This window comes from Agromyces sp. NBRC 114283 (assembly GCF_030268405.1).
Classification (GTDB): domain Bacteria; phylum Actinomycetota; class Actinomycetes; order Actinomycetales; family Microbacteriaceae; genus Agromyces; species Agromyces mediolanus.
This window is the reverse complement of sequence record NZ_BSQP01000001.1, coordinates 2,573,871-2,599,298: the sequence shown is the minus strand read 5'-3', so window position 1 is coordinate 2,599,298 and position 25,428 is coordinate 2,573,871. Positions and strand designations below refer to the sequence as shown.

Here is a 25,428-nt window from a genome sequence, read left to right as displayed (position 1 = left end):
GGAACGGCGGCGCCCCGCTTCGGCGGGGCGCCGCCGTTCGCCGTGCGGCATCCAAAATCGAGCCCGCCCGAGGCGCGTCGGAGCGCGGCTCAGAAGTTGACGGAGATCTCGGTGCCGCGCTTCACGCGCTCACCAGGAGCCACGCTCTGCTTCGCCGCGACGACGGCTCCCTCGAGGAATCCGGGCACGTTCGAGGTCACCGCGAAGTCGAGCGCTTCGAGCTGCTCGCGCGCCGCGGCGATCGTCTGGCCGGTGATGACGTTCGGCACCTCGACGAGATCAGGACCCTTCGAGACGACGAGCAGCACGCTGTCGCCCGGGCGCATCGGATCGTTCTGCGCTTCGGCGCTGATGACGACGTCGACCGGGACCTCGTCGCTGAACTGCGGATCGCCTTGCGACGCCTCCAGTCCGACGGCGTCGAGCGCCGCCTCGGCGTCGGCGAGGGTCATCCCGGCGACCTGGGGCACGGCGCCGACGGACACGATCAGGGTGATCGCGCCGCGCTCGGCGTACTCGGCGGGGAGCGGCGCGCCGGCGGCGTCGAGCAGGCCGATGACGGCGCCGGCGTCGATCTCGTCGCTGAACTGCTTCACCACCTCGTCGCCCACCGTGAAGTCGCTGAGCGCTTGCCGCGCCGCCGCTTCCGGGTCGCCGACGACGTCCGGCACCTGGAGGATGCGCGGGCCGAGGGAGACGAGCACGGTGACGGTCGCCCCGCGCCGCGCCTGGGCTCCTTCGGCGGGATCGGTGCCCGAGACGAGACCCGCGGCGATCTCGGGGTCGTTGCGTTCGCCCTGCGCGACCTGGAAGCCGGCGTCCGTGAGCACCTGCTCCGCCGCCGCGGGCTCGAGGCCGGCGGTCACCGGGACGGTGACGGAGGCCCCGGGACCGGCGCCGAAGTACCAACCGGTGCCGCCGGCGAGTCCGGCGAGCAGCAGCACGAGCGCGAACAGCCAGTAGCCCTTGCGCTTGCGGGCGGAGGCGCGGGCCGAGAGCGCGGCGGACTCCTCGCCCTGCTCCTCCGGAGCGGCGAGGGCGGTCGGAACGGGCGCGGATGCCGGGTTCAGCACCCGGGTCTCCGCGGTGGCCGTGGCGTCCGCGAGCACCATGGTCGGCTGGTCCAGCGCGGGGACCGGGCCGGCGACGCCGCGGACGGCCCCTTCCACCTCGCGCAGGCGATCGAGCATCGCCCGCGCGTCGGCGGGACGCTGCTCGGGGTCGCGCGAGGTGGCCCACAGCACGAGCTCGTCGAGCTCCGGCGGGACGCCCGAGAACTTCGAGCTCGGGGTCGGGACCTGGTCGTTCGCGTGCTGGTAGGCGATCTGCATCGGCGCCTCGCCCACGTAGGGCTGCTCGCCGGTGAGCATCTCGTACATCATGATGCCGACCGCGTAGATGTCGCTGCGGGCATCGGCGACGCCCCTGGTCACCAGCTCGGGGGAGAGGTAGGCGATGGTGCCGAGCAGGGCCTGCCCGGTGGCGGTGTTGGCGCTCGCCGCCCGGGCGAGGCCGAAGTCGCCGAGCTTGATGCGTCCGTCGTCGGCCAGCAGCACGTTCTCGGGCTTGAGATCGCGGTGCACGATGCCGGCCTTGTGCGCGGCGGCCAGCCCGGCGAGCACGGCGTCCATGATGTCCACGGTCTGCTCGGGCGTGAGGCGCTGATAGTCCTTCAGGAGGTCGCGCAGCGTGATGCCGGGAAGGTACTCCATGACGAGGTACGCCATGTCGGCGTCCTGGCCCTGATCGAAGACGTTGACGACGTTCGGGTGGGCCAGGCGCGCGGCCGAACGGGCCTCCTGCACGAACCGCGTCTTGAACGTGTTGTCGTCGGCGAGATGGCCGTGCATGATCTTGATCGCGACCCGGCGCTCGAGGCGCAGGTCGGTCGCGAGGTAGACGGTGGCCATGCCGCCGCGGGCGATCCGCGAGCGCACCTGGTACCGGCCGTCGATGAGACGGCCGAGCATCGGGTCGACGGGCGCTGTGGTCACCGTAGAAGTTTACGAAAGGGCGTATGCCCTTCCGGGTTCGAACCGCCGCGGGCGGTGGGATCGAAATCCCTTCGTGACCCGAACGCGGGGTCAGCCGAGCTCGGAGAGCCAGGCCGCGGCCTGCGCCTCCCACTTCGCGTAGTACGTCGGGTAGGCGCTCAGCTGCACCGCCTGCGCCGCATCGGTCACGCTCATGGACTCCCAGCCGGGGATGTCCAGGAGGCCTCGCGTGACGCCGGGGTTCGGGTTCGCCGCCCCACCGTAGAAGGCGGTCGTCGCGCGCACCGGGTCGAGCACCTGCTCGGGGGTGCCCCAGCCCTGACTGGGGCGCTGCTGGAAGAGGCCGAGGGAGTCGCGGTCGCCGAAGTGGACGTTGCGGAGCCCCGACTCCTGGGCGGCGGCGGCCAGGGCGACCACGATCCCGCGGTCGGGCACGCCGAGGGCCCGGCCGATGTCGATGACGAGCTTCGCGTTCTGCCGCATCTCCTCCGTGAGCACGGTGCTCACCGAGGCGACGAGGGCGACCGCGGTCGCCGCACGCGGCACGGTCAGGACCTGCCCCGGCTGGAGGACGGCATCCGGCCCGAGCTGGTTCGCGGCGAGGAGCTGCTCGAGGTCGACGTCGAGTCGTTCGGCCAGGTCCCAGGCGGTGTCGCCCTCGGCGACGGTGACCTGCTCCGGCGAGGCGCCCTCGGCCGGCGCAGCCGGCGACTCCGCCGGCGCCGCGGCGGGGACGGCGCCGGCGATGGGGAGCACCACCTGCTGGCCGGGGAAGATCAGGCTCTCGCGCCCGAGTCCGTTCGCGCTCAGCAGCTGGTCGAGGTCGATGCCGTAGCGTTCGGCGATCCCGCCCATCGTGTCGCCGGCGGCGACGGTGTGACGAGCGATCTCCGGTGCGGCTTCGCTCGCGCGCGGGGCGCCGCCGGGGAGCACGAGGCGCTGGCCGGGGAAGATCAGGCTCGACCAACCGAGCCCGTTCGCGGCGAGCAGCTCCGCGGTCGAGAGTCCGTAGCGCTCGGCGATGCCGGTCACAGTGTCGCCCTCGGCGACGGTGACCTCGGCGGGCACCGCGCCGGCGACCGCCCGGACGGCGGCCGCTCCGCTGGCCGCGGGCTTGCCCTTCGCCTGCCGCTTCGGCGGTTGCGGGGCGGCATCCGCCGGCTGTGCGAAGCCGAGCGCGACCGCGATGGAGCTCATGACCGCGATCGGCAGAGCGATCGCGCGGGAGCGGAGACTCGGTCGAGCCGCCGAGGCTCCCTGATCAGGCCCCCGCTCGAATTCCGGTTCGGGCCGTGTCGTCATCTGATTCCCCTCGTCGGCATGGATCACCGGCTGTTCGTCACGCTCGCACAGGGGAAGGGGTGAGTCAAACCCCTCGCCCGCGTGGCGCGGGACCGGCTCGGCCACGAGCCGTCCGCGACGTGGCAGGCTGTTCTGCGTGAGCGAATCAACTGCGACCGAGTGGCTGACCGTCCCCGAACTCGTCGAACTGCTCGACGTCTCGCCCGGACGGGTGCGTCGGCTGATCGACGATCGTCACCTCCTCGGCCGGCGCATCGACGGGGTGCTCAAGGTGCCGGCGGACTTCCTCCGCGACGGTGCGCCGATGCCGGAGCTGCACGGCACGGCCATGGTGCTGCACGACGTCGGCTTCAGCGATGAAGAGGCCCTCGACTGGCTGATCGGCGAGGAGGACAGCCTCGGCACGACGCCGATCGCCGCGCTGCGCGCCGGGCGTAAGGCGGAGGTGCGGCGCGTCGCGCAGGCGCTCGCCTGACGAGGCATCCGAACCGCTCGACGGCGTGAGCGGGCCCCGGGCACCGAGCGCCGGGCGAGCGCTCAGCTGACCCGCTTCGCGACGGAGCGGGCGAGCGCGCCGAGCTCGGCCCGGGCGTGCTCGCTGATGGGGGCCTCCGCGAGCGCCGCGGTCGCGGCCTGCAGCTGACGGGTGATGAGCGCCTCGATCTCGTCGACGGCCCCGCAGTCGCTGAGGGTCTGCTGCAGCATCCGCACCTGGGCCTCGTCGAGCTCTGGGTCGCCGAGCAGTTCGTCGAGCAGCCGGCGCGTGCTCGGCGCGAGCCGCTCGCGGGCGATCGCGATGAGCATCGTGCGCTTGCCCTCGCGCAGGTCGTCGCCGGCCGGCTTGCCCGTGAGCTCGGGGTCGCCGTACACGCCGAGCAGGTCGTCGCGCAGCTGATAGGCGATGCCGAGCGGGAGCCCGTAGGCGCGGAGCGCGGCCGCCTGCTCGGGCGTCGCGCCGCCGATCGCGGCGCCGATCGCGAGGGGCGCCTCGACGCTGTACTTCGCGGCCTTGTAGACGATGACCCGCTCGGCGCGGAGCTGCTGCTCCTCGTCGGGCTGCGCGATCCAGGCGTGCTCCTCGAGCACGTCGAGGTACTGACCGGCCGTCACCTCGGTGCGCATGCGCATGAACTCGACCCTGGCCGCGCGGGCGTCCGCACGCCGCTCGAGGAGCTCGAGACCCTCGTCGAGCAGCTCGTCGCTCCAGCCGAGGAGGAGGTCGCCGAGCAGGATCGCCGCGGAGCGGCCGAACTGCTCGCCGTCGCCGACCCAGCCGGACTCGCCGTGCAGCCGCTCGAAGAGCCGGTGCGCGCTCGGCGCGGAGCGCCTGGTGTCCGAGTTGTCGATGAGGTCGTCGTGCACGAGCGCCGCGGCGTGGAAGAGCTCGAGCGACGCGGCCGCGGCGATGACGGGGGAGCGGTCGCGCGAGTCGGGGCCGTCGAAGGGGTCGAAGGCGCCGCCCGTGGCGGCCTCCCAGCCCCAATAGCAGAACAGCGCTCGGAAGCGCTTCCCCCCGCTGAGAAAGCGCTTCGAGAATGCGCCGAGTGGGGCGAGGTCGCCCGAGACGGCATCGAGAATGGAGGTACGGTCGGCGAGGAAATCCTCGATCCGATCGTGAACCAGGTCGACCAGTCGGGAACCGTGTGCCACCCGCCTAGCCTAGCGAGGCGCAGCGGCGTTAGAATCGACGTAGGATGCGTTGATCCCGAAAGAGGGGAATGAGATGCCGCTTTCAGAGCAGGAGCAGCGCCTTCTCGAAGAGATGGAGCGCAATCTCTACCGCAACGACGCCGATTTCGTGCAGGCGGTCGGCGGTCGACGAGGTGGGGTGGACTACCGACGGTTGACGATCGGCGTGCTGATCGCCCTCCTCGGCATCGGCGCGCTCGTCGCGGGCGTCGCGCTCCAGATCCCCGTCGTCGGCATCCTCGGCTTCGCCGCGATGTTCGCCGGCGTGCTGTTCTCGATGACCCGCTCCCGTCGAGGGGCGGGACAGCCGTCGCCGGTCGACCCGGTCGACGCCGCGCGCGGCTCGCGTCAGAGCCGCCCGAAGGCGGGCTTCATGGACCGGCTCAACGATCGTTGGGACCGGCGCCAGGACGGGCAGGGCTGAGCCGCTCAGAAGCGGGCTCCACCGACGCCTCCACTTCGCACCACTCGCGGGCCGATCGAATCGATCGGCCCGCTTTTTCGTGCCCGGGCGGCGCCCCGAGCGTGCGCCGACGCGCTGAATCCTGCGGGTCGAGACACGGGTGACGCGTCGCCAGGCGCTTCGCCGCGCCCGGAATCTCCAATTTGAGCGATTTCTCCTCCACTTCCCACCACGCCCGAATCCCTTGAGTTTTCGGGCTTTCTGTCGACCGCTCTGCCCGCAACAGGCGCATTTTCATTGAATCGGGGATGAGAGTGGAGTAAAGTGGGGCCACCTGGATCCTGGCCGGAGGAAAGGGGGTGGGGGATGTTTCTCGGTACGTACGAGCCGAAGCTCGACGAGAAGGGGCGCATCATCCTGCCCGCGAAGTTCCGCGAGGAGCTTTCCAACGGCCTCGTCCTCACCCGAGGGCAGGAACGGTGCATCTACGTCTTCAGCGCTCGTGAGTTCGAGCAGATGAGCGACAAGATCCGCCAGGCCCCGGTCACGAGCAAGCAGGCCCGGGACTACATGCGCGTCTTCCTGTCGGGCGCCTCGGCCGAGACCCCCGACAAGCAGCACCGCGTGACCATCCCCGCCACGCTCCGCGGCTACGCGGGGCTCGACCGCGACCTCGCCGTGATCGGCGCGGGCAGCCGGGTCGAGATCTGGGACGCCGAGGCGTGGCAGCAGTACCTCGCCGAGCAGGAAGCGGCGTTCGCCGAGACCGCGGAGGAGGTGATCCCGGGGCTCTTCTGAGCTCCTCGGGCGCTGACTCCCAGCCGTTGCACCTGGTGCACTTCCCCGCATCAGGGTCACGGATGGGGATCAGGACCCGAGGCACTCGGGACCGGAGAAGGAACATGGACCTCGATCGCATCCACACCCCAGTCATGCTCGACCGCACCGTCGAGCTGCTCGCCCCCGCCCTCGAGGCGCCGGGCGCCGTGCTCGTCGACGCCACGCTCGGCATGGGCGGGCACAGCCGCGCGTTCCTCGAGCGCTTCCCCGAGCTCACCGTCATCGGACTCGACCGAGACCTGGAGGCGCTCGCGATCGCCCGTGAGCGGCTCGCCGCATTCGGCGATCGCGCCCGGTTCGTGCACACCGTCTACGACGGCATCACCGAGGCGATCCGCGGCGAGGGCTTCGACGAGGTGCAGGGCATCCTGTTCGACCTCGGCGTCTCCTCGCTGCAGCTCGACCGGGCCGAGCGCGGCTTCGCCTACGCGAAGGACGCACCGCTCGACATGCGGATGGACCCGTCGCGCGGGCGCACGGCGGCCGACGTCCTCGCCGAGGCGGACGAGGACGAGCTGCGCCGCATCTTCCTCGACTACGGGGAAGAGAAGCTCGCCGCCCGCTACGCACGCGCGATCGTGCGGGCCCGGGCCGATCACCCCATCGCCCGATCGGGCGAGCTCGTGCAGATCCTGCACGACGCGACGCCGGTGGCGATCCAGCGTCAGGGGCACCCCGCGAAGCGCGTCTTCCAGGCGCTGCGGATCGAGGTGAACGAGGAGCTCTCGGTGCTCGCCGCCGCCATCCCGGCCGCGCTCGACGCGGTCGCGGTCGGCGGGCGCATCGTCGTGCTCTCCTACCAGTCGCTCGAAGACCGCCTCGTGAAGCGGGAGCTGCAGGCGGCCTCGAGCTCGACCGCTCCCGCGGGGCTCCCGATGGAGCTGCCCGAGCACAAGCCGCTGTTCCGCCTGCTGGTCCGAGGTGCCGAGCTCGCGAGCGAGGCCGAGCAGGCGGAGAACCCGCGCGCCAAGCCGGTTCGGCTGCGCGCCGCCGAACGAGTGAGGAGGGCGTCATGAGCGCTGTGCCCGTCCAGACGCTGCCCGCCCCCCGTCGCGGCGAGCCGGCGGCGGCTCCGGCCCGTCGGCTCCGGCTCGTCCCCGACGCCGTCCGCGGACGCAAGCCGCGCATCGCCTACGCGATCATCGCGCTCGGCGCGATCATCCTCGTGGCGGCCGCGCAGCTCGTGCTCTCGGTCGCGATGACGCAGGGGGCGTACGAACTCGACTCGCTCCGGGTGCAGCAGACGAAGCTCGAACGCGACCGGCAGATCGTCGGCGAGGAGCTCGACGCGCTCCAGTCCCCGCAGAACCTCGCGCGGAACGCCGAGGAGCTCGGCATGGTCCCCAACACCACGCCGGTCTACCTCCGACTGTCGGACGGAGCCGTGCTGGGGCAACCGCAGGCCGCAGGGGGCGGTGCTGCGGCGTCGGGGCCGCTCGTCCCGAATTCGCTGATCGCCGACGTGCCGCTCGTGAACCAGCCGCTCGCGGGCGACAATGCCAGCGGGGGAGCGGTGACCGAGCCGCCGAGCGACGCGGGCCAGCCGATCGTGCCGCCGGGGGCGCTGCCCACTCCCGACACGCACTGATCCGACTGGGGGCATTCGACGCATGAAGCAGACGAGCCGGTACCCGATGCGTCGCGTGATCGTGGCCGGGGCGCTGCTGATCGCCTTCGTCGCGGTCTTCGTCGTGAAGCTCGTGGAGATCCAGGTGGTGCGGGCCGACGAATACAACGCCGAGGCCGAGCAGGTGCGCAGCGACTCGCGCACCGTCTACGGCGCGCGCGGCGACATCGTCGATGCCAACGGCACCGTGCTCGCCGATTCGGTGATGCGCTACGACATCACGCTGTCGCCGAAGCAGGCGAAGGCTCGCGAGGCCGAGGACCCGGGTCAGTTGCAACGGAACGCGACCGAGCTCGGCGCCGCCCTCGGCATCCCGGCCGAGCACGTGCTGACCGTGATCGAGCAGAGCCTCGCCGCCGATGCCGACTCCGACTTCGCGTACCTCGCGAAGCAGGTCGACGTGGCCGCCTACGATCGCGTCGCCGCGCTCAAGGTGCCGTGGGTGTATTCGCAGGAGCACCCGGGGCGGATCTACCCGAACGGCGCGGTCGCGGGCAACCTCCTCGGCTGGATCACCGCGGACGGGGAACCGGCCGGCGGGCTCGAGGCGGCGCAGGATCAGTGCCTGGCGGGTGTCGACGGCGAGGTGAGCTCGCTGCACTCCCTGAAGGACTGGGTCGACATCCCGGGGACCGAGCGCACGGTGAAGGAGGCGCAGCCGGGCGGCACGCTGCAGCTCACGATCGACGCGGATCTGCAGTGGGAGGTGCAGCGCATCCTGGCCGCGCGGGTCGCGGAGGTGGGGGCCGAGTGGGGCATGGTCACCGTCATGAACGCGAAGACCGGGGAACTGATCGCCGTCGCCGACGTGCCGACCGTGGACCCCAACGACCCGTCCGCGACGGATGCGGAGGACCGGGGCTCGCGCTCGTTCTCGGCCCCGTTCGAGCCCGGTTCGACGTTCAAGGCGCTCACGGCGGCCTCGGTGCTCGACGCGGGCCAGGCCGACCCGACGAGCGGCGTCGTCGCGCCGTACCGGATCACTCCGGGCAACGCGGACATCAACGACTCCGACTACCACGACGACGAGCGGCTCACCCTGACCGGGGTGCTGATCGACTCCTCGAACACCGGCATGTCCCAGTTCGGCGAGCGGGTGAGCGACCAGCAGCGCTACCAGGACATGCTCGACTTCGGCCTCGGCACCGAGAGCGAGGTCGGCTTCCCCGCCGAGGCGTCGGGCGACCTGAACGGCGGCCCGGACTACTGGGCCACGGACGACCAGACGAAGTACGCCACGATGTTCGGTCAGGGCCTCACGACGACCGCGGTCCAGATCGCGAGCGCCTACCAGACGCTCGCGAACCACGGCGTGCGGATGCCGGTGCAGCTCGTTCGGGGCTGCGAGCACGCCGACGGCAGTGTGACCGGCAAGCCCGACCAGACCCCGCGAGAGGTGGTCTCCCCGCAGGCCGCCGACCAGACGACCGCGATGCTCGAGCGCGTGTACCTCGAGGGCTGGCTCGCCGATCAGTGGAACATCCCGGGCTACCGGGTCGCGGCGAAGACCGGAACCGCGCAGGTCGCGGACGGTGAGGGCGGGTACCGGAGCGAGTACCTCGTGTCGGTGTCCGGCTACGCGCCGGCGGACGATCCGCAGTACGTCGTTTCGGTCAGCATCTTCGATGCCGTTACGATGAATTCGTCCGCCGCATCCGCTCCCGTCTTCCGAGACGTGATGAGCCAGGTGCTGAAGAAGTATCGGACGGTTCCATCCGGCGCCCCGGCGCCCGAACTGCCAGCAAGCTGGTGAGAAAGTTGGATTCGTGACCGGCACGCCTCCCACGGCACTCCGGCCGCAGCACCCGAATCCCAGATCGCTCCGCGAGCTCGCGGGGGAGTTCGATCTGGTCGTGCGCGGCGATCTCGACGGCCTCGAGGTGACCGGCGTCGCCCTCTCCAGCCGCGCGGTGCAGCCGGGAGACCTCTACGTCGGCGTCCCGGGTCGGAACGCGCACGGCGCGGACTACGCCGCGGACGCGGCGGAGCGCGGCGCGGTCGCGGTGCTCACGGACGCCGACGGCGCCGAGCGGGCGGCGACGGCCGGCCTTCCCGTCCTCGTCGTCGACGACGCGCGGGCGGCGCTGGGCGCGGTCGCGGCCTGGATCCACGGTACGGCCGAGAATCCCGCGACCCTGTTCGGCGTGACGGGCACCAACGGCAAGACGAGCGTCGTCTATCTGCTCGACGGCATCCTCCGCCAGCTCGGCGTGGTCTCGGGCCTGACCTCCACCGCCGAGCGCCGCATCGGCGACGAGGCGGTCGTCAGCTCACTCACCACCCCCGAGGCGAGCGAGCTGCACGCGCTCCTCGCGCGCGCCGCGGAGCTCGGCGCCAGCGCCTTCGGCATCGAGGTCTCCGCGCAGGCCCTCAGCCGTCATCGCGTCGACGGCCTCGTCTTCGACGTCGTCGGCTTCACGAACCTGAGCCACGACCACCTCGACGACTACGCCTCGATGGACGAGTACTTCGCGGCGAAGCTCGCGCTCTTCCAGCCCGACCGCGCCCGGCGGGGCGTCGTCACCGTCGACTCCGAGTGGGGCCGACGCCTGGCCGCGGCGTCCGGCATCCCCGTCACGACGCTGACCACCCGCCCCGACGTCGACGCCGAGTGGCGCATGACCGTCGGCGAGGAGCTCGCCGCGAGCACCTCCTTCGTGCTCGAGGGGCCCGCAGGACGCCTCGAGACCTCCGTGCCCATCGTCGGCTGGTACATGGCGGCCAACGCGGCGCTCGCGATCGTGATGCTCGTCGAGGCCGGCTACGCCTTCGACGAGATCGCCGCGGCGCTCGACCGCGACGGCGGCATCCGCGCGTACATCCCCGGTCGCGCCGAGCGCATCTCGGGCGAGCAGGGTCCGCTCGTCTACGTCGACTACGGCCACAGCCCGGACGCCTTCCTGCAGACCCTCGGCGCCATCCGCCGGTTCACCTCAGGCCGCCTGGTGATGGTGTTCGGCGCCGACGGCGACCGCGACACGACGAAGCGCGCCGAGATGGGCGCGATCGCCGCCCGCGGCGCCGACGCGCTCGTGATCACGGACTTCCACCCCCGTTGGGAGGATCCGGCGGCCATCCGCGCCGCGCTCATCGCCGGCGCCCGCGACGCCGTCCCCGACCGTGAGATCCACGAGGTCGCCGACCCCCGAGCCGCGTTCCGCATGGCGCTCGCGCTCGTCGGCGAGGGCGACGCCATCCTCTACGCCGGACCCGGGCACGAGGACTACCACGAAGTGAAGGGCGAGAAGATCCCGTACTCCGCCAGAGACGATGCCCGAGCGGCCCTCCGCGACGCGGGGTGGCCGGCATGATCGCGTTGCGCCTCGCCGAGATCGCCGCGGCGGTCGGCGGCGAACTCCGCCTGCCCGACACCGGCGCCACCGCGCAGGACCGCGTCGACGGGCCGGTCACCACCGACTCCCGCGAGCTCGTCGCGGGCGGCGTCTTCGTCGCCAAGCGCGGCGAGTTCGACGACGGGCACCGCTTCGTCCCCGCGGCCGTCGACTCGGGCGCCGCGCTGCTCATCGTCGAGGAGGCGCAGCCGGTCGACGTGCCGCAGATCGTCGTCGACGACTCGGTCGAGGCGCTCGGCCGCCTGGCGACCGAGGTCGTCGCCCGCGTGCGCGCGCTGGGGCGGCTGCGCATCGTCGGCGTGACGGGATCGAACGGCAAGACGACGACGAAGAACCTGCTGCGCACGGTGCTGGAGCGCGTGGGGGAGACCGTCGCGGCCAGGAAGTCGTTCAACAACGAGGTCGGCGCGCCGATCACGATGCTCGAGCTCACCGAATCGACCGAGTTCCTGGTCGCCGAGATGGGCGCCTCCGGCGTCGGCGAGATCGCGCGGCTGATCCGGATGGCCCGCCCGGACGTCGGCATCGTGCTGAAGGTCGGCCTCGCGCACGCCGGCGAGTTCGGCGGCATCGAGCAGACCGTCCGCGCGAAGAGCGAGATGGTGACCGAGCTGCTCGACACCGACGTCGCCGTGCTGAACGCCGACGACCCGCGCGTCGCGCCGATGGCGGACCTCACGCGCGCCCGCGTGGTGCGCTTCGGGCTCGGCGACGCGGCGGACGTCCGTGCGAGCGGCATCCGCGTGCACGCCCGGGGGACCGAGTTCACGGTCACCGTGCCCGGCGGCGAGTCCGCGACGGTCGCCTTCGGCGTCCTCGGCGAGCACCACATCATGAACGCCCTCGCCGCGATCGCCGCCGCCAGGGAGCTCGGGGTGCCCCTCGCGGACATCGTCTCCGCGCTGGAATCCGTCACCCTCGCCGAGCACGGCCGCATGGAGGTGCTCGGCGGGCGCGACGACATCACGGTGATCAACGACGCGTACAACGCCAGCCCTGACTCGATGTCCGCTGCGCTGAAGACGCTCGCCCAGGTCAAGCGCGACGGCGCTCGGACCTTCGCCGTGCTCGGCGAGATGAGCGAGCTCGGCGAGTTCTCGGGCGACGAGCACGACCGGATCGGTCTGCTCGCCGTACGGCTCGGCATCTCGCAGCTCGTCGTCGTCGGAGCGGGCGCCAGGCGCTTGCACATCTCCGCGATCAACGAGGGTTCGTGGGACGGCGAGTCCGCCTTCGTCGAGACGCAGGACGAGGCCTTCGAGCTCGTCACGGCGCAGGCGCGCCCCGGGGACACGATCCTCGTCAAGTCTTCGAACTCGGCGGGGCTTCGTCACCTCGGCGACCGACTGGGAGAATGGTTCTCGTGAGAGCACTGCTGACCGCTGGAGCCTTGTCGCTCGCCTTCACGCTCTTTCTGACGCCGGTGTTCATCCGGTTGTTCACCCGGTTGGGGTGGGGGCAGTTCATCCGCGATGACGGGCCGCAGTCGCATCATGTGAAGCGCGGGACACCCACGATGGGTGGGATCATCTTCATCCTGGGCGCCCTGTTCGGGTATTTCGGCGCGACGCTGATCAATGGTGAGGGTGCCACGGCGTCGGGGCTGCTGGTGCTGTTCATGATGGTCGGGCTCGGTGTCGTCGGGTTCATCGACGATTTCCTGAAGACGCGGAAGAAGCAGAGCCTGGGCCTGGGGGGTTGGGCGAAGGTCGCCGGGCAGGTCGTGGTGGCGGGCACGTTCGCGGTGTTGGCGTTGCAGTTCCCGAATGCGCAGGGCACGACGCCGGCGGATACGAAGATCTCGTTCATCCGGGATCTGCCGTTGGACTTCATGGTGTTTGGCACGATCGCCGGCACGATCCTGTACGTGATCTGGATCTGTTTGATCTCGACGGCGGCGTCGAACGGGGTGAACGTGACCGACGGGCTCGACGGGCTCGCCGCCGGGGCGTCGATCCTCGCGATCGGCTCGTTCGTCGTGATCGGCTTCTGGCAGTTCAACCAGGCCTGCGCGAATCCCAATCTGAATCAGGCGGATGCCTACCGCTGCTACGAGGTGCGCGATCCCCTCGACCTCGCGATCGTGGCGACGGCGATCGTGGGCGGGCTCATCGGCTTCCTGTGGTGGAACACGAACCCCGCGAAGATCTACATGGGCGACACCGGGTCGCTGGCCCTGGGCGGGGCGCTCGCGGCGTTGGCGATCGTGAGCCGCACGGAGCTGCTCCTGGTGCTGATCGGCGGGCTGTTCGTGATCGAGACGGGGTCGGTGATCGTGCAGCGGGCGTACTTCAAGCTCACGCACGGCAAGCGGATCTTCCTGATGAGCCCGATCCATCACCACTTCGAGTTGAAGGGGTGGGCCGAGGTCACCATCGTCGTGCGGTTCTGGATCATCGGCGGCCTCCTCGTCGCCGCCGGCGTCGGCACCTTCTACCTCGAATGGCTGCAGAGCTGATGCCGGGCGCCACTGCCGAGCGGCTCGACGGGCTCACCAGCTGGCACGCCGACTGGACCGGACTGAGGGTCGCGGTCCTCGGCCTCGGCGTCACCGGCTTCGCCGTCGCCGACACCCTCACCGAGCTCGGCGCGGAGGTGCTCGTGCTCGCCCCGGCGCGCGACGACGATCGCGCCCGCATCCTGGAGGTCATCGGCGCCCGGCTCGTCACCGACCCGCTCGAGACGGTGCCCGGCGAGCTCGCCGAGTTCGCGCCCGAACTCCTCGTGGCCTCGCCGGGGTTCCACCCCGACCATCCCGTGCTCGAGTGGGCCGGGGCGGAGGGCGTCCCGGTCTGGGGCGACATCGAGCTCGCCTGGCGCGTCCGCGACAAGGTCGAGACCGCCGAGTGGATCCTCGTCACCGGCACGAACGGCAAGACGACGACGACGCAGCTCGCCGCGACGTTCCTCGCCGCCAACGGCCTGCGCGCGGCGCCGTGCGGCAACATCGGCGTGCCGGTGCTCGACGCCGTGCGCGACCCGCAGGGCTTCGACGTGCTCGTCGTCGAACTGTCGAGCTACCAGCTGCATCACGTACCCGCCGCAGGGCCCGGCGCACTGCATCCGCTCGCGAGCGTCTGCCTGAACCTCGCCGACGACCACCTGGACTGGCACGGCTCCTTCGCGGGCTACCGGGACGCGAAGGCCAAGGTCTACGCGAACACCAGGCTCGCCTGCGTCTACAACCGGGCCGACGAGGCGACGCGCCTCATGGTCGAGGAGGCGGAGGTCGAGGAGGGCGCACGCGCCATCGGCTTCGGGCTCGACGTGCCCGGGCCGAGCGACTTCGGCGTCGTCGAGGGCATCCTCTGCGACCGCGCCTTCCTCGACGACCGGCACCGCACGGCGCTCGAGATCATCACGGTCGCCGAGCTCGAGCCGCGCGGGCTCGACGCCCCGCACATCGTGCAGAACATCCTCGCCGCCGCGGCGCTCGCCCGAGCCGCGGGCGTCCCCGTCGGCATCATCCACGATGCGCTGGGGGAGTTCCGGCTCGACGCGCACCGCATCGAGACCGTCGCGATCGCCGGCGGCGTGCGGTGGATCGACGACTCCAAGGCCACCAACCCGCACGCCGCGCAGGCTTCGCTGAAGGCCTTCGGCCGGGTGGTCTGGATCGTGGGCGGCCTGCTCAAGGGCGTCGACGCCGATTCGCTCGTCGCGGCGCACGTCGGCCGGCTCCGGGCCGCGATCGTGATCGGGACGGCTCGCGACGAGCTCGTCGCGGCGTTCCGCCGACACGCGCCCGAACTGCCGCTCTTCGAGGTCCTCGCGCCGGACACTGAGAACGTGATGCCCGAGGCGGTCGCGTTGGCGGCCTCGGTGGCCGAGCAGGGCGACACCGTGCTGCTCGCGCCGGCGGCGGCGTCGATGGACCAGTTCACCGACTACGCGGACCGCGGTCGCAGATTCCACGAGGCGGTCAGAGCGATGCTGGGAGGTGAGGCGGATGCCGATGGCACCGCAGCCGACCCCCGAGCCGATCAGGACTGACGCCGCCGGCGGCGAGCCCTCCGCCGAGCCACGCGGGATGGCCGCGGCCCGGATCCGCTTCGGGCGAGTGCTCCGCGTGGAGTCGGGCGACTTCTACCTGCTGCTCGGCACCACGCTCTTCCTCGTCGTCTTCGGCCTCGTCATGGTGCTCTCGTCCTCGGTGGTCGAGTCCCGCATCGAGGACGGCGGCGCCTTCGTGCAGATCGGCCGGCAGGCCGCGTTCGCGGCCGTCGGGGTGCCGGTGATGCTGCTCGCGAGCCGGATGCCGCAACGGGTGTGGATGCTGCTCGCCTGGCCGGCCATGGCGCTGTCGTGCCTCATGCAGCTGCTCGTCGTCGCGACGCCGCTCGGCGTCGAGGTCGGCGGTAACACGAACTGGATCTCGATCGCCGGATTCCAGTTCCAGCCCTCGGAGATGATCAAGGTCTCGATGGTGATGTGGCTCGGGCTCATCGTGACGAAGAAGCAGACCCAGCTGGGCGACTTCGTGCACGGCGTGCTGCCGATCCTGCTCGTCGGCGGTGGCGCCATCGGCCTCGTGCTCCTCGGCGGTGACCTCGGCACGGTCATGATCATGGGCGCCATGCTGATCGGGGCGCTGTTCCTCGTCGGCATCCGGATCCGCCTGCTCATCGGCCCGGTGCTCGTCGCCGCCCTGCTGTTCGTGATCGTCGCCTTCTCGAGCGAGAACCGCATGAAGCGCATCATGAGCTTCGTGCAGGAGAGCTGCACCAAGGTCGACGTGGACGCGTGCTGGCAGATCCAGCACGGCACCTTCGCCCTCGCGAACGGCGGGGTGTTCGGTGTCGGCCTCGGCAATTCGGCGGCCAAATGGTCGTGGCTGCCCGCGGCGGCGAACGACTTCATCTTCGCGATCATCGGCGAGGAGCTCGGCCTGATCGGCGCGATCGTCGTGATCGCCATGTTCGTGCTGCTCGCGATCGCCTTCGCCCGGGTGCTGCGCGGGGCCCGCACGCCCTTCGGCAAAGCGGCGACGGCCTCGGTCATGGTGTGGGTCATCGTGCAGGCGTGTGTCAATATCGGTGTCGTGCTCCGCGTCTTCCCGGTCCTCGGCGTCCCCCTTCCGCTCGTCTCAGCTGGAGGCACGGCCCTCCTCACGACCCTCTTCGCGATCGGCATCGTGCTCTCGGTCGCGCGGAACCCGGACGGGGGCGGGAGCGGCCGCTGGCTGCGCGGGAGCGTCCCGGCGACGGCGGGCGCCGCGCGATGACGGTCTACCTCCTCGCCGGCGGAGGCACCGCCGGCCACGTGAACCCCCTGCTCGCCGTCGCCGACCGGCTGCGCGAACGCGAGCCCGACTCCGTGGTGCTCGTGCTCGGCACCGCGGAGGGCCTGGAGTCTCGCCTCGTCCCGCAGCGCGGCTACCGGCTGCTCACGATCCCGAAGGTGCCGTTCCCGCGGCGTCCGAACGGGGCGGCGCTGCGCTTCCCCCGGGCGTTCGGCCGCTCGATCGGCATCGTTCGGGAGCTCATCGCCGAGCACGGCGTCGACGTCGTCGTCGGGTTCGGCGGCTACGTCTCGACGCCCGCGTACCTCGCGGCGCGGCGCGCGGGCGTGCCGGTCGTCATCCACGAGGCGAACGCCCGTCCAGGCCTCGCCAACCGCCTCGGCGCACGCTGGGCCGCCGGCGTCGGGGTGGCCTTCGCCGGCACGCCGCTGCGCGGCGCGCAGCTCGTCGGCATGCCGCTCCGTCGCGAGATCGAGCGGCTCGACCGCGCGGCATCGCGAGCCGAGGCCGCCGCGTACTTCGAACTGGATGCCGCGCGGCCGGTGCTGCTCGCCACCGGCGGCTCGCTCGGCGCCCGACGGATCAACGGCACGATGGTCGACTCCGCGCAGCGGATCGTGGATGCCGGCTGGCAGGTGCTGCAAATCGCTGGCGGCACCGCCGAGGCGAGCGATCCCGGGGTCGAGGGCTACCGCTTTGTCTCGTACGCGGACCGGATGGACCTGGCCCTCGCGCTCGCGGACTTCGCGGTGTCGCGCGCGGGAGCGGCGACCGTCAGCGAGCTCTCGGCGCTCGGCATCCCGGCTGTCTACGTGCCCTACCCCGTGGGCAATGGCGAGCAGCGCTTCAACGCGGCGGGCGTGGTGGCGGCGGGCGGCGGCATCCTCGTCGACGACGCGCAGTTCACCTCCGACTGGTTCGCATCCGAGGTGCTGCCGCTCCTCGCCGACCCCGCCCGCATCGCGGAGATGGGCCGGCTGGCGCTCGGCACGGGGTTCCGCGACGGCACCGAGCGCTTCGTCGCGCTCATCGACGCGGCGACCGAGCCGCACGCCTGAGCCGCGCCGCGCCGGAAGGCGCGTAACGTGGAAGGGGAGCATCGCGCTCCCGAGCAGACACCGACCAGCGAGGAAGAGCCACCCGACGTGACGATCAAGCCCGACCCCTCCACCGAGATCCCCGCCGAGCTCGGCAACGTGCACTTCGTCGGCATCGGCGGATCCGGCATGAGCGGCATCGCGCGACTCGTGCTCGGCGACGGGCACCGCGTGACGGGGTCCGATGTGCGGGACTCCGCGAACGTGCAGGCGCTGCGCGAACTCGGCGCGGAGATCGCCATCGGGCACGACGCGGCGAACCTCCCCGACGACGTCGACACCGTCGTCGTCACCGGTGCGCTCTGGCAGGACAACCCCGAGTACCAGCTTGCGCTCGAGCGCGGGGTGCCGGTCCTGCACCGCTCGCAGGCGCTCGCGGCGCTCATCGGCGGCCGCCGGCTCGTCTCGGTCGCGGGCGCGCACGGCAAGACGACCTCGACCGGCATGATCGTGACCGGCCTGCTCGCGCTCGGCGCCCGGCCGAACTTCGTGAACGGCGGGGTCATCGAGGGGCTCGGCGTGAGCGCGGCCGCCGGCGACGGCGAACTCTTCGTCGTCGAGGCCGACGAGTCCGACGGCTCCTTCCTGCTCTACGACACCTCGGTCGCGCTCATCACGAACGTCGACCCCGACCACCTCGACCACTATGGTTCGCGGGAGGCCTTCGAGCAGGCCTTCGTCGACTTCGCCGACCGGGCGCGCGAGCTCGTCGTGATCTCCTCGGACGACGCCGGGGCGCTGCGCGTCACCGAGCGGCTCTCGCACGCGAGCATCGTGAGCTTCGGCGAGGCGGAGGGCGCGACGGTGCGCGTGCACTCGATCGAGACCGACGGACCGGTCGCCTTCGCGCTGAGCTACCAGGGCGCCGAATACCGGGCGAGGCTGCGCGTGCCGGGCCGGCACAACGCGATCAACGCCGCGGGCGCCTTCGCCGTGCTGGTCGGCCTCGGATTCGACCCGCAGCTCGCGCTCGACGGCATCGCCGGCTTCGCCGGCACCGGCCGCCGCTTCGAGCTGCACGGCACCGTCGGCGGCGTGAGCGTCTACGACGACTACGCGCACCACCCGACCGAGGTCGCCGCGGCCCTCGCGGCCGCCCGGACGGTCGTGGGCGAGGGGCGGATCATCGCCGTGCACCAGCCGCACACCTACAGCCGCACGCAGGCGTTCGCGAAGGAGTTCGCCGAGGTGCTCGAGCAGTACGCCGACGAGACCGTCGTGCTCGACGTCTACGGCGCGAGGGAGGACCCGGTCCCCGGCGTGACCGGGGCGCTCGTGAGCGAGCGCTTCGACGACGCCGGGCGGGTGGCGTTCATCGCCGACTGGCAGGAGGCGGCCGACCACACCGCGCACATCGCTCGCGACGGCGACTTCGTGATCACCCTCGGCTGCGGCGACGTCTACCGCATCGTGCCGCAGCTGCTCGCCTCGCTCGAGCGGGAGCGCGGGTGAGCCCGGGGCCCGCGTGAAGCGGCCGCAGGGATTCGACGGGCCGCGCACCTCGCGGCCCGGCCGCGCGCGTCCGCTCCCGAGTGAGCCGGAGGCGCCCGCGGCGGTGCCGCTCCGCCGGGGCGGGACGGCGGAGCCCGTCGAGCCCGATGCCGTCACCGCACCGGTGCCCGTCATCGGCGACGACCCGAACGCGACGGTCCCGCTCGGCACCGCGCCGCTCGTCGCCCCGGGCGCCGAGCCCGTGGAGGGCGACGACGGCGGCCGGTCAGCACCCTCGCGCGACCGTCCGTCGCCCGCCGCCTCGGCCGCTGCGGAGGCCCGTGCGGCACGGAAGGCGCTGGCCGCGGCCGAGCGCGCGAGGCGCCGCTACGAGCGCCGCGAGGTCCGCCGGTTCACGGCGCACACCCGTCGTCGCCGACGGGCCTGGCTGATCGGCCTCGGGGCTGCGGCGCTGTTCGTCGGCGGAGTGCTCGCCATCGCGTACTCGCCGGCCATGGCGCTGCGCGAGGTGCGCGTCGAGGGCGCCTCGCGCATCCCGCCGGAGCAGATCCAGGCGGCGTTCGACGGCGAACTGGGCACGCCGCTCCCGCTCATCGGCTCCGGCGACGTGAACACGGCGCTCCGCGCCTTCCCCCTCATCGAGACGTACTCGACCGAGCTGGTGCCGCCCGGCACCCTCATCGTCCGCATCACCGAGCGCACGCCGGTGGGGGTCGTGCAGGGCGACGACGGGCTCGAGCTCGTCGACGCCGCCGGGGTCGTCATCGACCGGCCGGCCGAGCGCCCGGAGGGCCAGCCGTTGATCGAGGCCGGGGCGATGAACGGGCCTGGGTTCCGCGCGGCGGCCGGCGTCGTGCGCGCCCTGCCCGACGACGTCAGGACCCAGCTCGTGCGCGTGACCGCCGAGACGGCGGACGACGTGCGGCTCGAGCTCTCGAGCGGCGCCGCGGTGGTATGGGGGAGCGCCGAGGACTCCGCCCTGAAGGCGGTCGTGCTCGCCGGGCTCATGAAAAATGCCCCGCCCGATTCGGTCGGCCAGTACGACGTCTCGGCGCCGACGAGCCCGGTCACCGGCTGACCCGGTCCCCGAGGCGGCGGATTCGGCGCTCAGAGGCCGAATCGGGCGATCCGTTCGCGACACGCGGAGTGTCGTCGTCGCCCAGGCGGCACCTGGGACCTACCGTCGTTCTCAGGAATTGCATACTCAGCAAAACTTTAACCTTCGACTAGAGGTTCAAGGTTCCCAGGGAAGGCCGAACATGTCGACAAACCAGAACTACCTCGCCGTCATCAAGGTCGTCGGCATCGGCGGCGGCGGCGTGAACGCCGTCAACCGCATGATCGAGCTGGGCCTGCGCGGCGTCGAGTTCATCGCCATCAACACCGATGCGCAGGCGCTGCTGCTGAGTGACGCCGACGTCAAGCTCGACGTCGGCCGCGACCTCACCCGCGGGCTCGGCGCCGGCGCCGACCCCGAGGTCGGTCGACGTGCCGCCGAGGACCACGCCGAGGAGATCGAGGAGGCGCTGGCCGGCGCCGACATGGTCTTCGTCACCGCCGGCGAGGGCGGCGGCACCGGCACCGGCGGCGCCCCGGTCGTCGCGCGGATCGCGAAGTCGATCGGTGCGCTGACGATCGGTGTCGTCACGAAGCCGTTCAGCTTCGAGGGCAAGCGCCGCCAGACCCAGGCCGAACAGGGCGTCGCGCGCCTGAAGGAAGAGGTCGACACCCTCATCGTGGTGCCGAACGATCGCCTGTTGGAGATCAGCGACCGCGGCATCTCGATGCTCGAAGCGTTCTCGACCGCGGACCAGGTGCTCCTCGCCGGTGTCCAGGGCATCACCGACCTCATCACGACCCCGGGTCTCATCAACCTCGACTTCGCCGACGTGAAGAGCGTCATGCAGGGCGCGGGCTCCGCACTCATGGGGATCGGCTCCTCGAGAGGGGCGGATCGGGCGATCAAAGCCGCCGAGCTCGCCGTCGCCAGTCCGCTGCTCGAGGCGTCCATCGACGGCGCGCACGGCGTGCTGCTCTCGATCCAGGGCGGGTCGAACCTCGGCATCTTCGAGATCAACGACGCGGCCCGCCTCGTGCAGGAGGCCGTCCACCCCGAGGCGAACATCATCTTCGGCGCGGTCATCGACGACACCCTCGGCGACGAGGTGCGCGTGACCGTCATCGCAGCGGGCTTCGACGGCGGCGAGCCGCAGCCGAAGCAGGCGGTCGAGGCGCGTCAGCAGGCCGCCGTCCCCGCCGCGGTCGGTGCGGCCGTCGGCGCGGCGGGGGTGCTCGGGTCCGGGGAGCCCGGCGACCCGATCGCCGAGATCGACATCGATGAGCTCGTCGAGACGGCGAGCTGGGGCTCGGCCGAGACGACCGCGAGCACCGCGGACCAGATCGTCTCCGACCCGGCCTTCGACGACGACGGCGACGACCTCGACATCCCCGACTTCCTGAAGTGAGCGAGCTCGCCGAGCGGCTGGCCGCGGTCCGCACCGGCATCTCGGATGCCGCGACCGCGGCCGGTCGATCGCCCGAGGAGCTCACGACGATCGTCGTGACGAAGTTCCATCCCGCCTCGCTCGTGCGCGAGCTCTTCGAGCTCGGCGTGCGCGACGTGGGGGAGAACCGCCACCAGGAGGCGCAGGCGAAGGCGGCCGAGCTCGCCGAGCCGGAGCTCCGCTGGCACTTCGTCGGGCAATTGCAGAGCAAGAAGGCCAGGCAGGTCAGGGCCTACGCCTCGGTGATCCACTCGATCGACCGGACGGCCCTCGTCGACGTGCTCCGCTCGGAGGAGACGAGCGTCGACTGCTTCGTGCAGCTGAACCTGACCGACGACCCCGGCCGCGGCGGAGTGGCTCCGACCGAGCTCGAACCGCTCGTCGAGCACGTGCTCGCGACGCCGGGACTGCGGCTCCTCGGCCTCATGGCCGTCGCGCCGCTGGATGAGCCGGCGCGGCCGGCCTTCGCGAGGATGCGCGAGCTCTCGGAGCGCGTGCAGCGGCTCGCGCCCGAGGCCGGCGCGCTGTCGATGGGGATGTCGCACGACTACGCCGATGCGATCGCCGAGGGTGCGACACACCTGCGCATCGGCACCGCAATCACGGGGAATCGCCCGGACCGCGGTTAACCTCGAAGAGACGAAGAACACCGGAGGGCAGCGATGTCGAACCCGCTCAAGAAGACCATGGTCTACCTCGGCCTCGCCGACGAGGAGCTCGAGACCGAGGCTCCCCAGCAGCAGGCCGCCGCGCCGGCCCAGGCTGCACCCGCCCAGGCTGCGCCCGTCGCGGCTGCCGCCCCGAAGCAGGCGCCGGTGACGCCGCTGCGCAAGCAGCACGTCCAGCCGGTCGCCCCCCAGGTGGAGATGAACGAGATTCTCACGGTGCACCCGCGCCAGTACCGCGACGCCCAAGTGATCGCCGAGTCCTTCCGCGAGGGCGTGCCGGTGATCATCAACCTGTCGCAGATGTCCGACAACGACGCACGGCGTCTCATCGACTTCGCGAGCGGCCTCTCGCAGGGCCTCTCCGGCAAGATCGAGCGCGTCACGAGCAAGGTGTTCCTGCTCTCGCCGGCGCACGTCGTGATCTCCGGCGAGAGCGGCGAGGCCGACGACGACGTGGATGCGTCGTTCTTCACGCGCGCGTAGCCGGCGGTGGGCGCCCTCTCCGTCGTCTGGAGCATCCTCTCGACGCTGCTGCTCATCTACTTCTTCGTGATGTGGGGGCGGTTCGTCCTCGATCTCGTGCGCACCTTCAACCGCAGCTGGCGGCCGCGCGGCGGCTGGCTGGTGCTGGTCGAGGCCGTGTACACGATCACCGATCCGCTCATCAAGTTCTTCCGGCGGCTCGTCCCGCCGTTGCGCCTCGGTCCCGTGGCGCTCGATCTCGCGTGGAGCCTGGCCATGCTCGTCGTCATCGTGGCGATGACCGTGGTCTCCTGGCTCTCGCAGGTCACCGCGCTCGCTGGCTGACGATCTCCTGCGAGCATTGCGGGCCGAGACGATCGGCCCTGCGGTCGCCCGAACCCGGGTGATACCGTAACCTGAACGTGATCCGACAGTTCGATAGTTTCGACAGATTTGAGGGTGAGCAGCCATGGCGCTAACTCCGGAAGATGTGGTCAACAAGCGCTTCCAGGCGACGAAGTTCCGTGAGGGCTACGACCAGGACGAGGTCGACGACTTCCTCGACGAGGTGGTCGTCGAGCTGCGCCGACTGAACCAGGAGAACGAGGAGCTGCGTCAGCGCCTCGCCGCCGCAGAGGCCCGTTCGTCCGACCAGCCGGCCGCGCCGGCCCCCGCAGCACCCGCGCCCGCCGCGTTCACCGAGCCCGCCGCGCAACCGGCCACCGTCGCCGTGCCGACGCAGCAGCCGACCCCCCAGTCCGAGCTCGACGAGCAGACCTCGACGACGAACCTCCTCCAGCTCGCCCGCCGCCTCCACGAGGAGCACGTGCGCGAGGGCGTCGAGAAGCGCGACGCGCTCATCGCCGAGGGGCACGCGACCGCGGCCCGTCTCGTCGCCGAGGCCGAGGCGAAGCAGCGTCAGCAGATCGGCATCCTCGACCAGGAGCGCGTCGCGCTCGAGAAGCGCGTCGACGAGCTGCGCGTCTTCGAGCGCGAGTACCGCCAGAAGCTGAAGAGCTACATCGAGGGTCAGCTGCGCGACCTCGACACCGCCTCCCCGGTGCAGGTCTCGGGCAACCAGGGCTTCTCGGCCCCCGTGAGCGCCTCGGCGCAGGGCGAGCAGTCGGCGCCCACCTTCCAGGGCTTTGGCGCCTGAGCGCAGCGCGAAGGTCGGCACCGCCACCGCACTCCTGGTCCTCGCCGGCGCCGCAGTGGTGGCGTACGGCCTTGATCAGCTGAGCAAGTACCTGGTCGTCTCGAACCTCACCGAGGGCGAGACGGTCCAGGTGCTCGGGCAGGTGCTCGAGTTCCAGTTCGTGCGGAATCCGGGTGCGGCGTTCTCGCTCGCGAGCGGGATGACCTGGATCTTCACGATCCTCGCGGCCGGCGTCATCACCTTCATCATCTGGTTCGCTCGGCGCATCAAGTCGGTGGCCTGGGCCATGGTCTTCGGGCTGCTGCTGGGCGGCGTGCTCGGCAACCTGACCGACCGGCTGTTCCGGGAGCCGAGCTTCGGGCTCGGCCACGTGGTCGACTTCATCTCGACTCCGTGGATGCTCCCCGCGATCTACAACATCGCCGACATCTCGATCGTGTCGAGCATGGCGCTGTTCATGATCCTCACGATCCGGGGCATCGGACTCGACGGGTCCCGCGAGGAGCGTCAGCCCAAGGGCGAGAAGGCGTCCGAGTCCGTCGCGGCCGAGCCGCAGACGAGCGCGGACGGCGAGACCGAGGCCGGGCCGCGCGCCAGCCTCTCCGCGCCTCGACCGAGCGAGTCCTGATGGAGCACCGCTCCCTGCCCGTCCCGGACGGGCTCGAGGGCGTGCGCGTCGATCAGGGGCTCGCGAAGCTGCTCGGCTTCTCGCGCACCCAGGCGGCAGAGGTCGCCTCGGCCGGCGGAGTGCTCCTCGACGGCACCGTGGCGGGCAAATCCGACCGGCTGCGCGCCGGCGCCTGGCTCGAGGTGAGCTGGCAGCCGCCGCGCACGCTCGAGGTCGAGCCGATCGCGGTGCCCGAGCTCGCCATCATCCACGACGACGACGAGCTCGTCGTGGTCGACAAGCCCGCCGGCGTCGCCGCGCATCCCTCGCTCGGCTGGACCGGGCCGACCGTCGTCGGCGCCCTCGCCGCGGCCGGCTTCCGCATCTCGACCTCCGGCGCGCCGGAGCGGCAGGGCGTGGTGCACCGCCTCGACGCCGGGACCAGCGGGCTCATGGTGGTCGCGAAGTCCGAGCGGGCGTACACGGCGCTGAAGCGCGCCTTCCACGACCGAGAGGTCGAGAAGATCTACCACACGGTGGTGCAGGGGCATCCCGATCCCTTCGCCGGCACGATCGACGCGCCCGTGGGGCGCCATCCGCGCTCCGAGTGGAAGTTCGCGGTGGTGGCCGACGGCAAGCACGCCGTGACCCACTACGAGACGCTCGAGGCCTTCCCCTCCGCTTCGCTGCTCGAGGTGCACCTCGAGACCGGGCGCACGCACCAGATCCGCGTGCACATGGCCGCGCAGCGGCACCCGTGCGTCGGCGACGCGATGTACGGGGCCGACCCGACGATCTCGGCCCGGCTGGGGCTCGAGCGCCAGTGGCTGCATGCGAAGCAGCTCGCCTTCACGCACCCCGGCACGGGGGAGTGGACGACGTACGAGTCCGAGTACCCGGCCGATCTCGCCCGCGCGCTCGAGATCCTGCGGGCCGACTGAGCCGGCGCCGCCCACGGTGTGGGTGGGTCGCCGTAGACTCGCAGCACACCCCAGATCCACCAGCAGCACCACCCGATGAGGAGCCCCGTGG

The 25,428-nt window shown here is 71.6% G+C and carries 24 protein-coding genes; 21 read left to right on the top strand and 3 right to left on the bottom strand.

What is annotated here, in order from left to right; all coding sequences use genetic code 11:
* Positions 1 to 89: 89 nt before the first annotated feature.
* Positions 90 to 1,970, bottom strand: coding sequence for a Stk1 family PASTA domain-containing Ser/Thr kinase (gene pknB / locus QSJ60_RS12535; RefSeq protein ID WP_502871404.1), 1,881 nt, complete (start codon positions 1,968 to 1,970; stop codon positions 90 to 92).
* A 114-nt stretch (positions 1,971 to 2,084) separates the two neighbouring features.
* Positions 2,085 to 3,191 carry a muramidase family protein gene (locus QSJ60_RS12530; RefSeq protein WP_230767048.1) on the bottom strand — a complete coding sequence of 369 codons (1,107 nt, stop codon included), beginning with the start codon at positions 3,189 to 3,191 and terminating at the stop codon, positions 2,085 to 2,087.
* A 241-nt stretch (positions 3,192 to 3,432) separates the two neighbouring features.
* Between QSJ60_RS12530 and QSJ60_RS12525 the strand changes: the two genes are divergently transcribed.
* Positions 3,433 to 3,771 carry an Rv2175c family DNA-binding protein gene (locus tag QSJ60_RS12525; protein WP_189086691.1) on the top strand — a complete coding sequence of 113 codons (339 nt, stop codon included), beginning with the start codon at positions 3,433 to 3,435 and terminating at the stop codon, positions 3,769 to 3,771.
* A 62-nt stretch (positions 3,772 to 3,833) separates the two neighbouring features.
* On the opposite strand, the gene QSJ60_RS12520 is transcribed toward QSJ60_RS12525, so the two are convergent.
* Positions 3,834 to 4,946, bottom strand: coding sequence for a polyprenyl synthetase family protein (locus QSJ60_RS12520; protein ID WP_285463815.1), 1,113 nt, complete (start codon positions 4,944 to 4,946; stop codon positions 3,834 to 3,836).
* 73 nt (positions 4,947 to 5,019) lie between these two features.
* On the opposite strand from QSJ60_RS12520, the gene QSJ60_RS12515 reads away from it, so the two are divergent.
* The 20 genes from QSJ60_RS12515 to QSJ60_RS12420 all read left to right on the top strand — a co-directional run bounded on the left by QSJ60_RS12515 (position 5,020) and on the right by QSJ60_RS12420 (position 25,337).
* Complete coding sequence (locus QSJ60_RS12515) at positions 5,020 to 5,409, top strand: SCO2097 family morphological protein (protein ID WP_189086693.1); 390 nt, start codon at positions 5,020 to 5,022, stop codon at positions 5,407 to 5,409.
* A gap of 345 nt (positions 5,410 to 5,754) precedes the next feature.
* Positions 5,755 to 6,186 carry a division/cell wall cluster transcriptional repressor MraZ gene (gene mraZ / locus QSJ60_RS12510; protein ID WP_189086694.1) on the top strand — a complete coding sequence of 144 codons (432 nt, stop codon included), beginning with the start codon at positions 5,755 to 5,757 and terminating at the stop codon, positions 6,184 to 6,186.
* A gap of 104 nt (positions 6,187 to 6,290) precedes the next feature.
* A complete protein-coding gene (rsmH, locus tag QSJ60_RS12505) occupies positions 6,291 to 7,244 on the top strand; it encodes a 16S rRNA (cytosine(1402)-N(4))-methyltransferase RsmH (protein WP_230767042.1) in 954 nt (317 codons plus the stop codon).
* Positions 7,241 to 7,816 (top strand): cell division protein FtsL, encoded by a 576-nt coding sequence (gene ftsL, locus QSJ60_RS12500; RefSeq protein ID WP_230767040.1) that lies wholly within the window; start codon positions 7,241 to 7,243, stop codon positions 7,814 to 7,816. Before rsmH ends, ftsL begins: the two co-directional genes overlap by 4 nt.
* A 22-nt stretch (positions 7,817 to 7,838) precedes the next feature.
* On the top strand, positions 7,839 to 9,608 hold the full coding sequence (locus QSJ60_RS12495; RefSeq protein WP_230767037.1) for a peptidoglycan D,D-transpeptidase FtsI family protein: 1,770 nt from the start codon (positions 7,839 to 7,841) through the stop codon (positions 9,606 to 9,608).
* A gap of 13 nt (positions 9,609 to 9,621) precedes the next feature.
* A complete protein-coding gene (locus QSJ60_RS12490; protein WP_285463814.1) occupies positions 9,622 to 11,166 on the top strand; it encodes a Mur ligase family protein in 1,545 nt (514 codons plus the stop codon).
* A complete protein-coding gene (locus QSJ60_RS12485) occupies positions 11,163 to 12,575 on the top strand; it encodes a UDP-N-acetylmuramoyl-tripeptide--D-alanyl-D-alanine ligase (RefSeq protein WP_285463813.1) in 1,413 nt (470 codons plus the stop codon). Before QSJ60_RS12490 ends, QSJ60_RS12485 begins: the two co-directional genes overlap by 4 nt.
* Positions 12,572 to 13,666 (top strand): phospho-N-acetylmuramoyl-pentapeptide-transferase, encoded by a 1,095-nt coding sequence (mraY, locus tag QSJ60_RS12480; protein ID WP_285462239.1) that lies wholly within the window; start codon positions 12,572 to 12,574, stop codon positions 13,664 to 13,666. Before QSJ60_RS12485 ends, mraY begins: the two co-directional genes overlap by 4 nt.
* Positions 13,651 to 15,201 carry a UDP-N-acetylmuramoyl-L-alanine--D-glutamate ligase gene (murD, locus tag QSJ60_RS12475; RefSeq protein WP_285463812.1) on the top strand — a complete coding sequence of 517 codons (1,551 nt, stop codon included), beginning with the start codon at positions 13,651 to 13,653 and terminating at the stop codon, positions 15,199 to 15,201. The genes mraY and murD overlap by 16 nt, the downstream gene beginning before the upstream one ends.
* Positions 15,164 to 16,432 (top strand): putative lipid II flippase FtsW, encoded by a 1,269-nt coding sequence (gene ftsW, locus QSJ60_RS12470; protein ID WP_285463811.1) that lies wholly within the window; start codon positions 15,164 to 15,166, stop codon positions 16,430 to 16,432. Before murD ends, ftsW begins: the two co-directional genes overlap by 38 nt.
* Complete coding sequence (locus QSJ60_RS12465; protein ID WP_285463810.1) at positions 16,429 to 17,508, top strand: UDP-N-acetylglucosamine--N-acetylmuramyl-(pentapeptide) pyrophosphoryl-undecaprenol N-acetylglucosamine transferase; 1,080 nt, start codon at positions 16,429 to 16,431, stop codon at positions 17,506 to 17,508. Before ftsW ends, QSJ60_RS12465 begins: the two co-directional genes overlap by 4 nt.
* An 87-nt stretch (positions 17,509 to 17,595) precedes the next feature.
* Positions 17,596 to 18,999, top strand: a complete 1,404-nt coding sequence (gene murC / locus QSJ60_RS12460; protein WP_230766710.1) for a UDP-N-acetylmuramate--L-alanine ligase — start codon at positions 17,596 to 17,598, stop codon at positions 18,997 to 18,999.
* A 103-nt stretch (positions 19,000 to 19,102) separates the two neighbouring features.
* Positions 19,103 to 20,077: a cell division protein FtsQ/DivIB gene (locus tag QSJ60_RS12455; protein ID WP_285463809.1), complete on the top strand. Its 975-nt coding sequence runs from the start codon at positions 19,103 to 19,105 to the stop codon at positions 20,075 to 20,077.
* Between the two features lie 181 nt (positions 20,078 to 20,258).
* A complete protein-coding gene (ftsZ, locus tag QSJ60_RS12450; protein ID WP_189086513.1) occupies positions 20,259 to 21,464 on the top strand; it encodes a cell division protein FtsZ in 1,206 nt (401 codons plus the stop codon).
* The gene (locus tag QSJ60_RS12445; RefSeq protein ID WP_285463808.1) at positions 21,461 to 22,132 is read left to right on the top strand and encodes a YggS family pyridoxal phosphate-dependent enzyme; all 672 of its coding nucleotides are present in this window, start codon (positions 21,461 to 21,463) and stop codon (positions 22,130 to 22,132) included. The genes ftsZ and QSJ60_RS12445 overlap by 4 nt, the downstream gene beginning before the upstream one ends.
* 33 nt (positions 22,133 to 22,165) lie before the next feature.
* Positions 22,166 to 22,654, top strand: a complete 489-nt coding sequence (locus tag QSJ60_RS12440; protein WP_189086511.1) for a cell division protein SepF — start codon at positions 22,166 to 22,168, stop codon at positions 22,652 to 22,654.
* A gap of 6 nt (positions 22,655 to 22,660) precedes the next feature.
* Positions 22,661 to 22,978 (top strand): YggT family protein, encoded by a 318-nt coding sequence (locus QSJ60_RS12435; RefSeq protein WP_189086510.1) that lies wholly within the window; start codon positions 22,661 to 22,663, stop codon positions 22,976 to 22,978.
* A gap of 124 nt (positions 22,979 to 23,102) precedes the next feature.
* Positions 23,103 to 23,789: a DivIVA domain-containing protein gene (locus QSJ60_RS12430; protein WP_189086509.1), complete on the top strand. Its 687-nt coding sequence runs from the start codon at positions 23,103 to 23,105 to the stop codon at positions 23,787 to 23,789.
* Positions 23,779 to 24,417, top strand: a complete 639-nt coding sequence (lspA, locus tag QSJ60_RS12425) for a signal peptidase II (protein WP_230766722.1) — start codon at positions 23,779 to 23,781, stop codon at positions 24,415 to 24,417. The genes QSJ60_RS12430 and lspA overlap by 11 nt, the downstream gene beginning before the upstream one ends.
* Positions 24,417 to 25,337 carry an RluA family pseudouridine synthase gene (locus tag QSJ60_RS12420; RefSeq protein ID WP_285463807.1) on the top strand — a complete coding sequence of 307 codons (921 nt, stop codon included), beginning with the start codon at positions 24,417 to 24,419 and terminating at the stop codon, positions 25,335 to 25,337. Before lspA ends, QSJ60_RS12420 begins: the two co-directional genes overlap by 1 nt.
* The last annotated feature ends 91 nt before the right edge of the window (positions 25,338 to 25,428 follow it).

Coding starts and splice junctions, on each gene's coding strand:
- QSJ60_RS12430 (WP_189086509.1), top strand. CDS start 23,103: ATGGCGCTAACTCCGGAAGATGTGGTCAACAAGCGCTTCCAGGCGACG.
- QSJ60_RS12530 (WP_230767048.1), bottom strand. CDS start 3,191: ATGAGCTCCATCGCGGTCGCGCTCGGCTTCGCACAGCCGGCGGATGCC.
- mraZ (WP_189086694.1), top strand. CDS start 5,755: ATGTTTCTCGGTACGTACGAGCCGAAGCTCGACGAGAAGGGGCGCATC.
- QSJ60_RS12515 (WP_189086693.1), top strand. CDS start 5,020: ATGCCGCTTTCAGAGCAGGAGCAGCGCCTTCTCGAAGAGATGGAGCGC.
- ftsZ (WP_189086513.1), top strand. CDS start 20,259: ATGTCGACAAACCAGAACTACCTCGCCGTCATCAAGGTCGTCGGCATC.
- QSJ60_RS12420 (WP_285463807.1), top strand. CDS start 24,417: ATGGAGCACCGCTCCCTGCCCGTCCCGGACGGGCTCGAGGGCGTGCGC.
- murD (WP_285463812.1), top strand. CDS start 13,651: ATGGCTGCAGAGCTGATGCCGGGCGCCACTGCCGAGCGGCTCGACGGG.
- pknB (WP_502871404.1), bottom strand. CDS start 1,970: ATGCTCGGCCGTCTCATCGACGGCCGGTACCAGGTGCGCTCGCGGATC.
- QSJ60_RS12485 (WP_285463813.1), top strand. CDS start 11,163: ATGATCGCGTTGCGCCTCGCCGAGATCGCCGCGGCGGTCGGCGGCGAA.
- ftsL (WP_230767040.1), top strand. CDS start 7,241: ATGAGCGCTGTGCCCGTCCAGACGCTGCCCGCCCCCCGTCGCGGCGAG.
- rsmH (WP_230767042.1), top strand. CDS start 6,291: ATGGACCTCGATCGCATCCACACCCCAGTCATGCTCGACCGCACCGTC.
- ftsW (WP_285463811.1), top strand. CDS start 15,164: ATGGCACCGCAGCCGACCCCCGAGCCGATCAGGACTGACGCCGCCGGC.
- QSJ60_RS12495 (WP_230767037.1), top strand. CDS start 7,839: ATGAAGCAGACGAGCCGGTACCCGATGCGTCGCGTGATCGTGGCCGGG.
- QSJ60_RS12465 (WP_285463810.1), top strand. CDS start 16,429: ATGACGGTCTACCTCCTCGCCGGCGGAGGCACCGCCGGCCACGTGAAC.
- QSJ60_RS12440 (WP_189086511.1), top strand. CDS start 22,166: ATGTCGAACCCGCTCAAGAAGACCATGGTCTACCTCGGCCTCGCCGAC.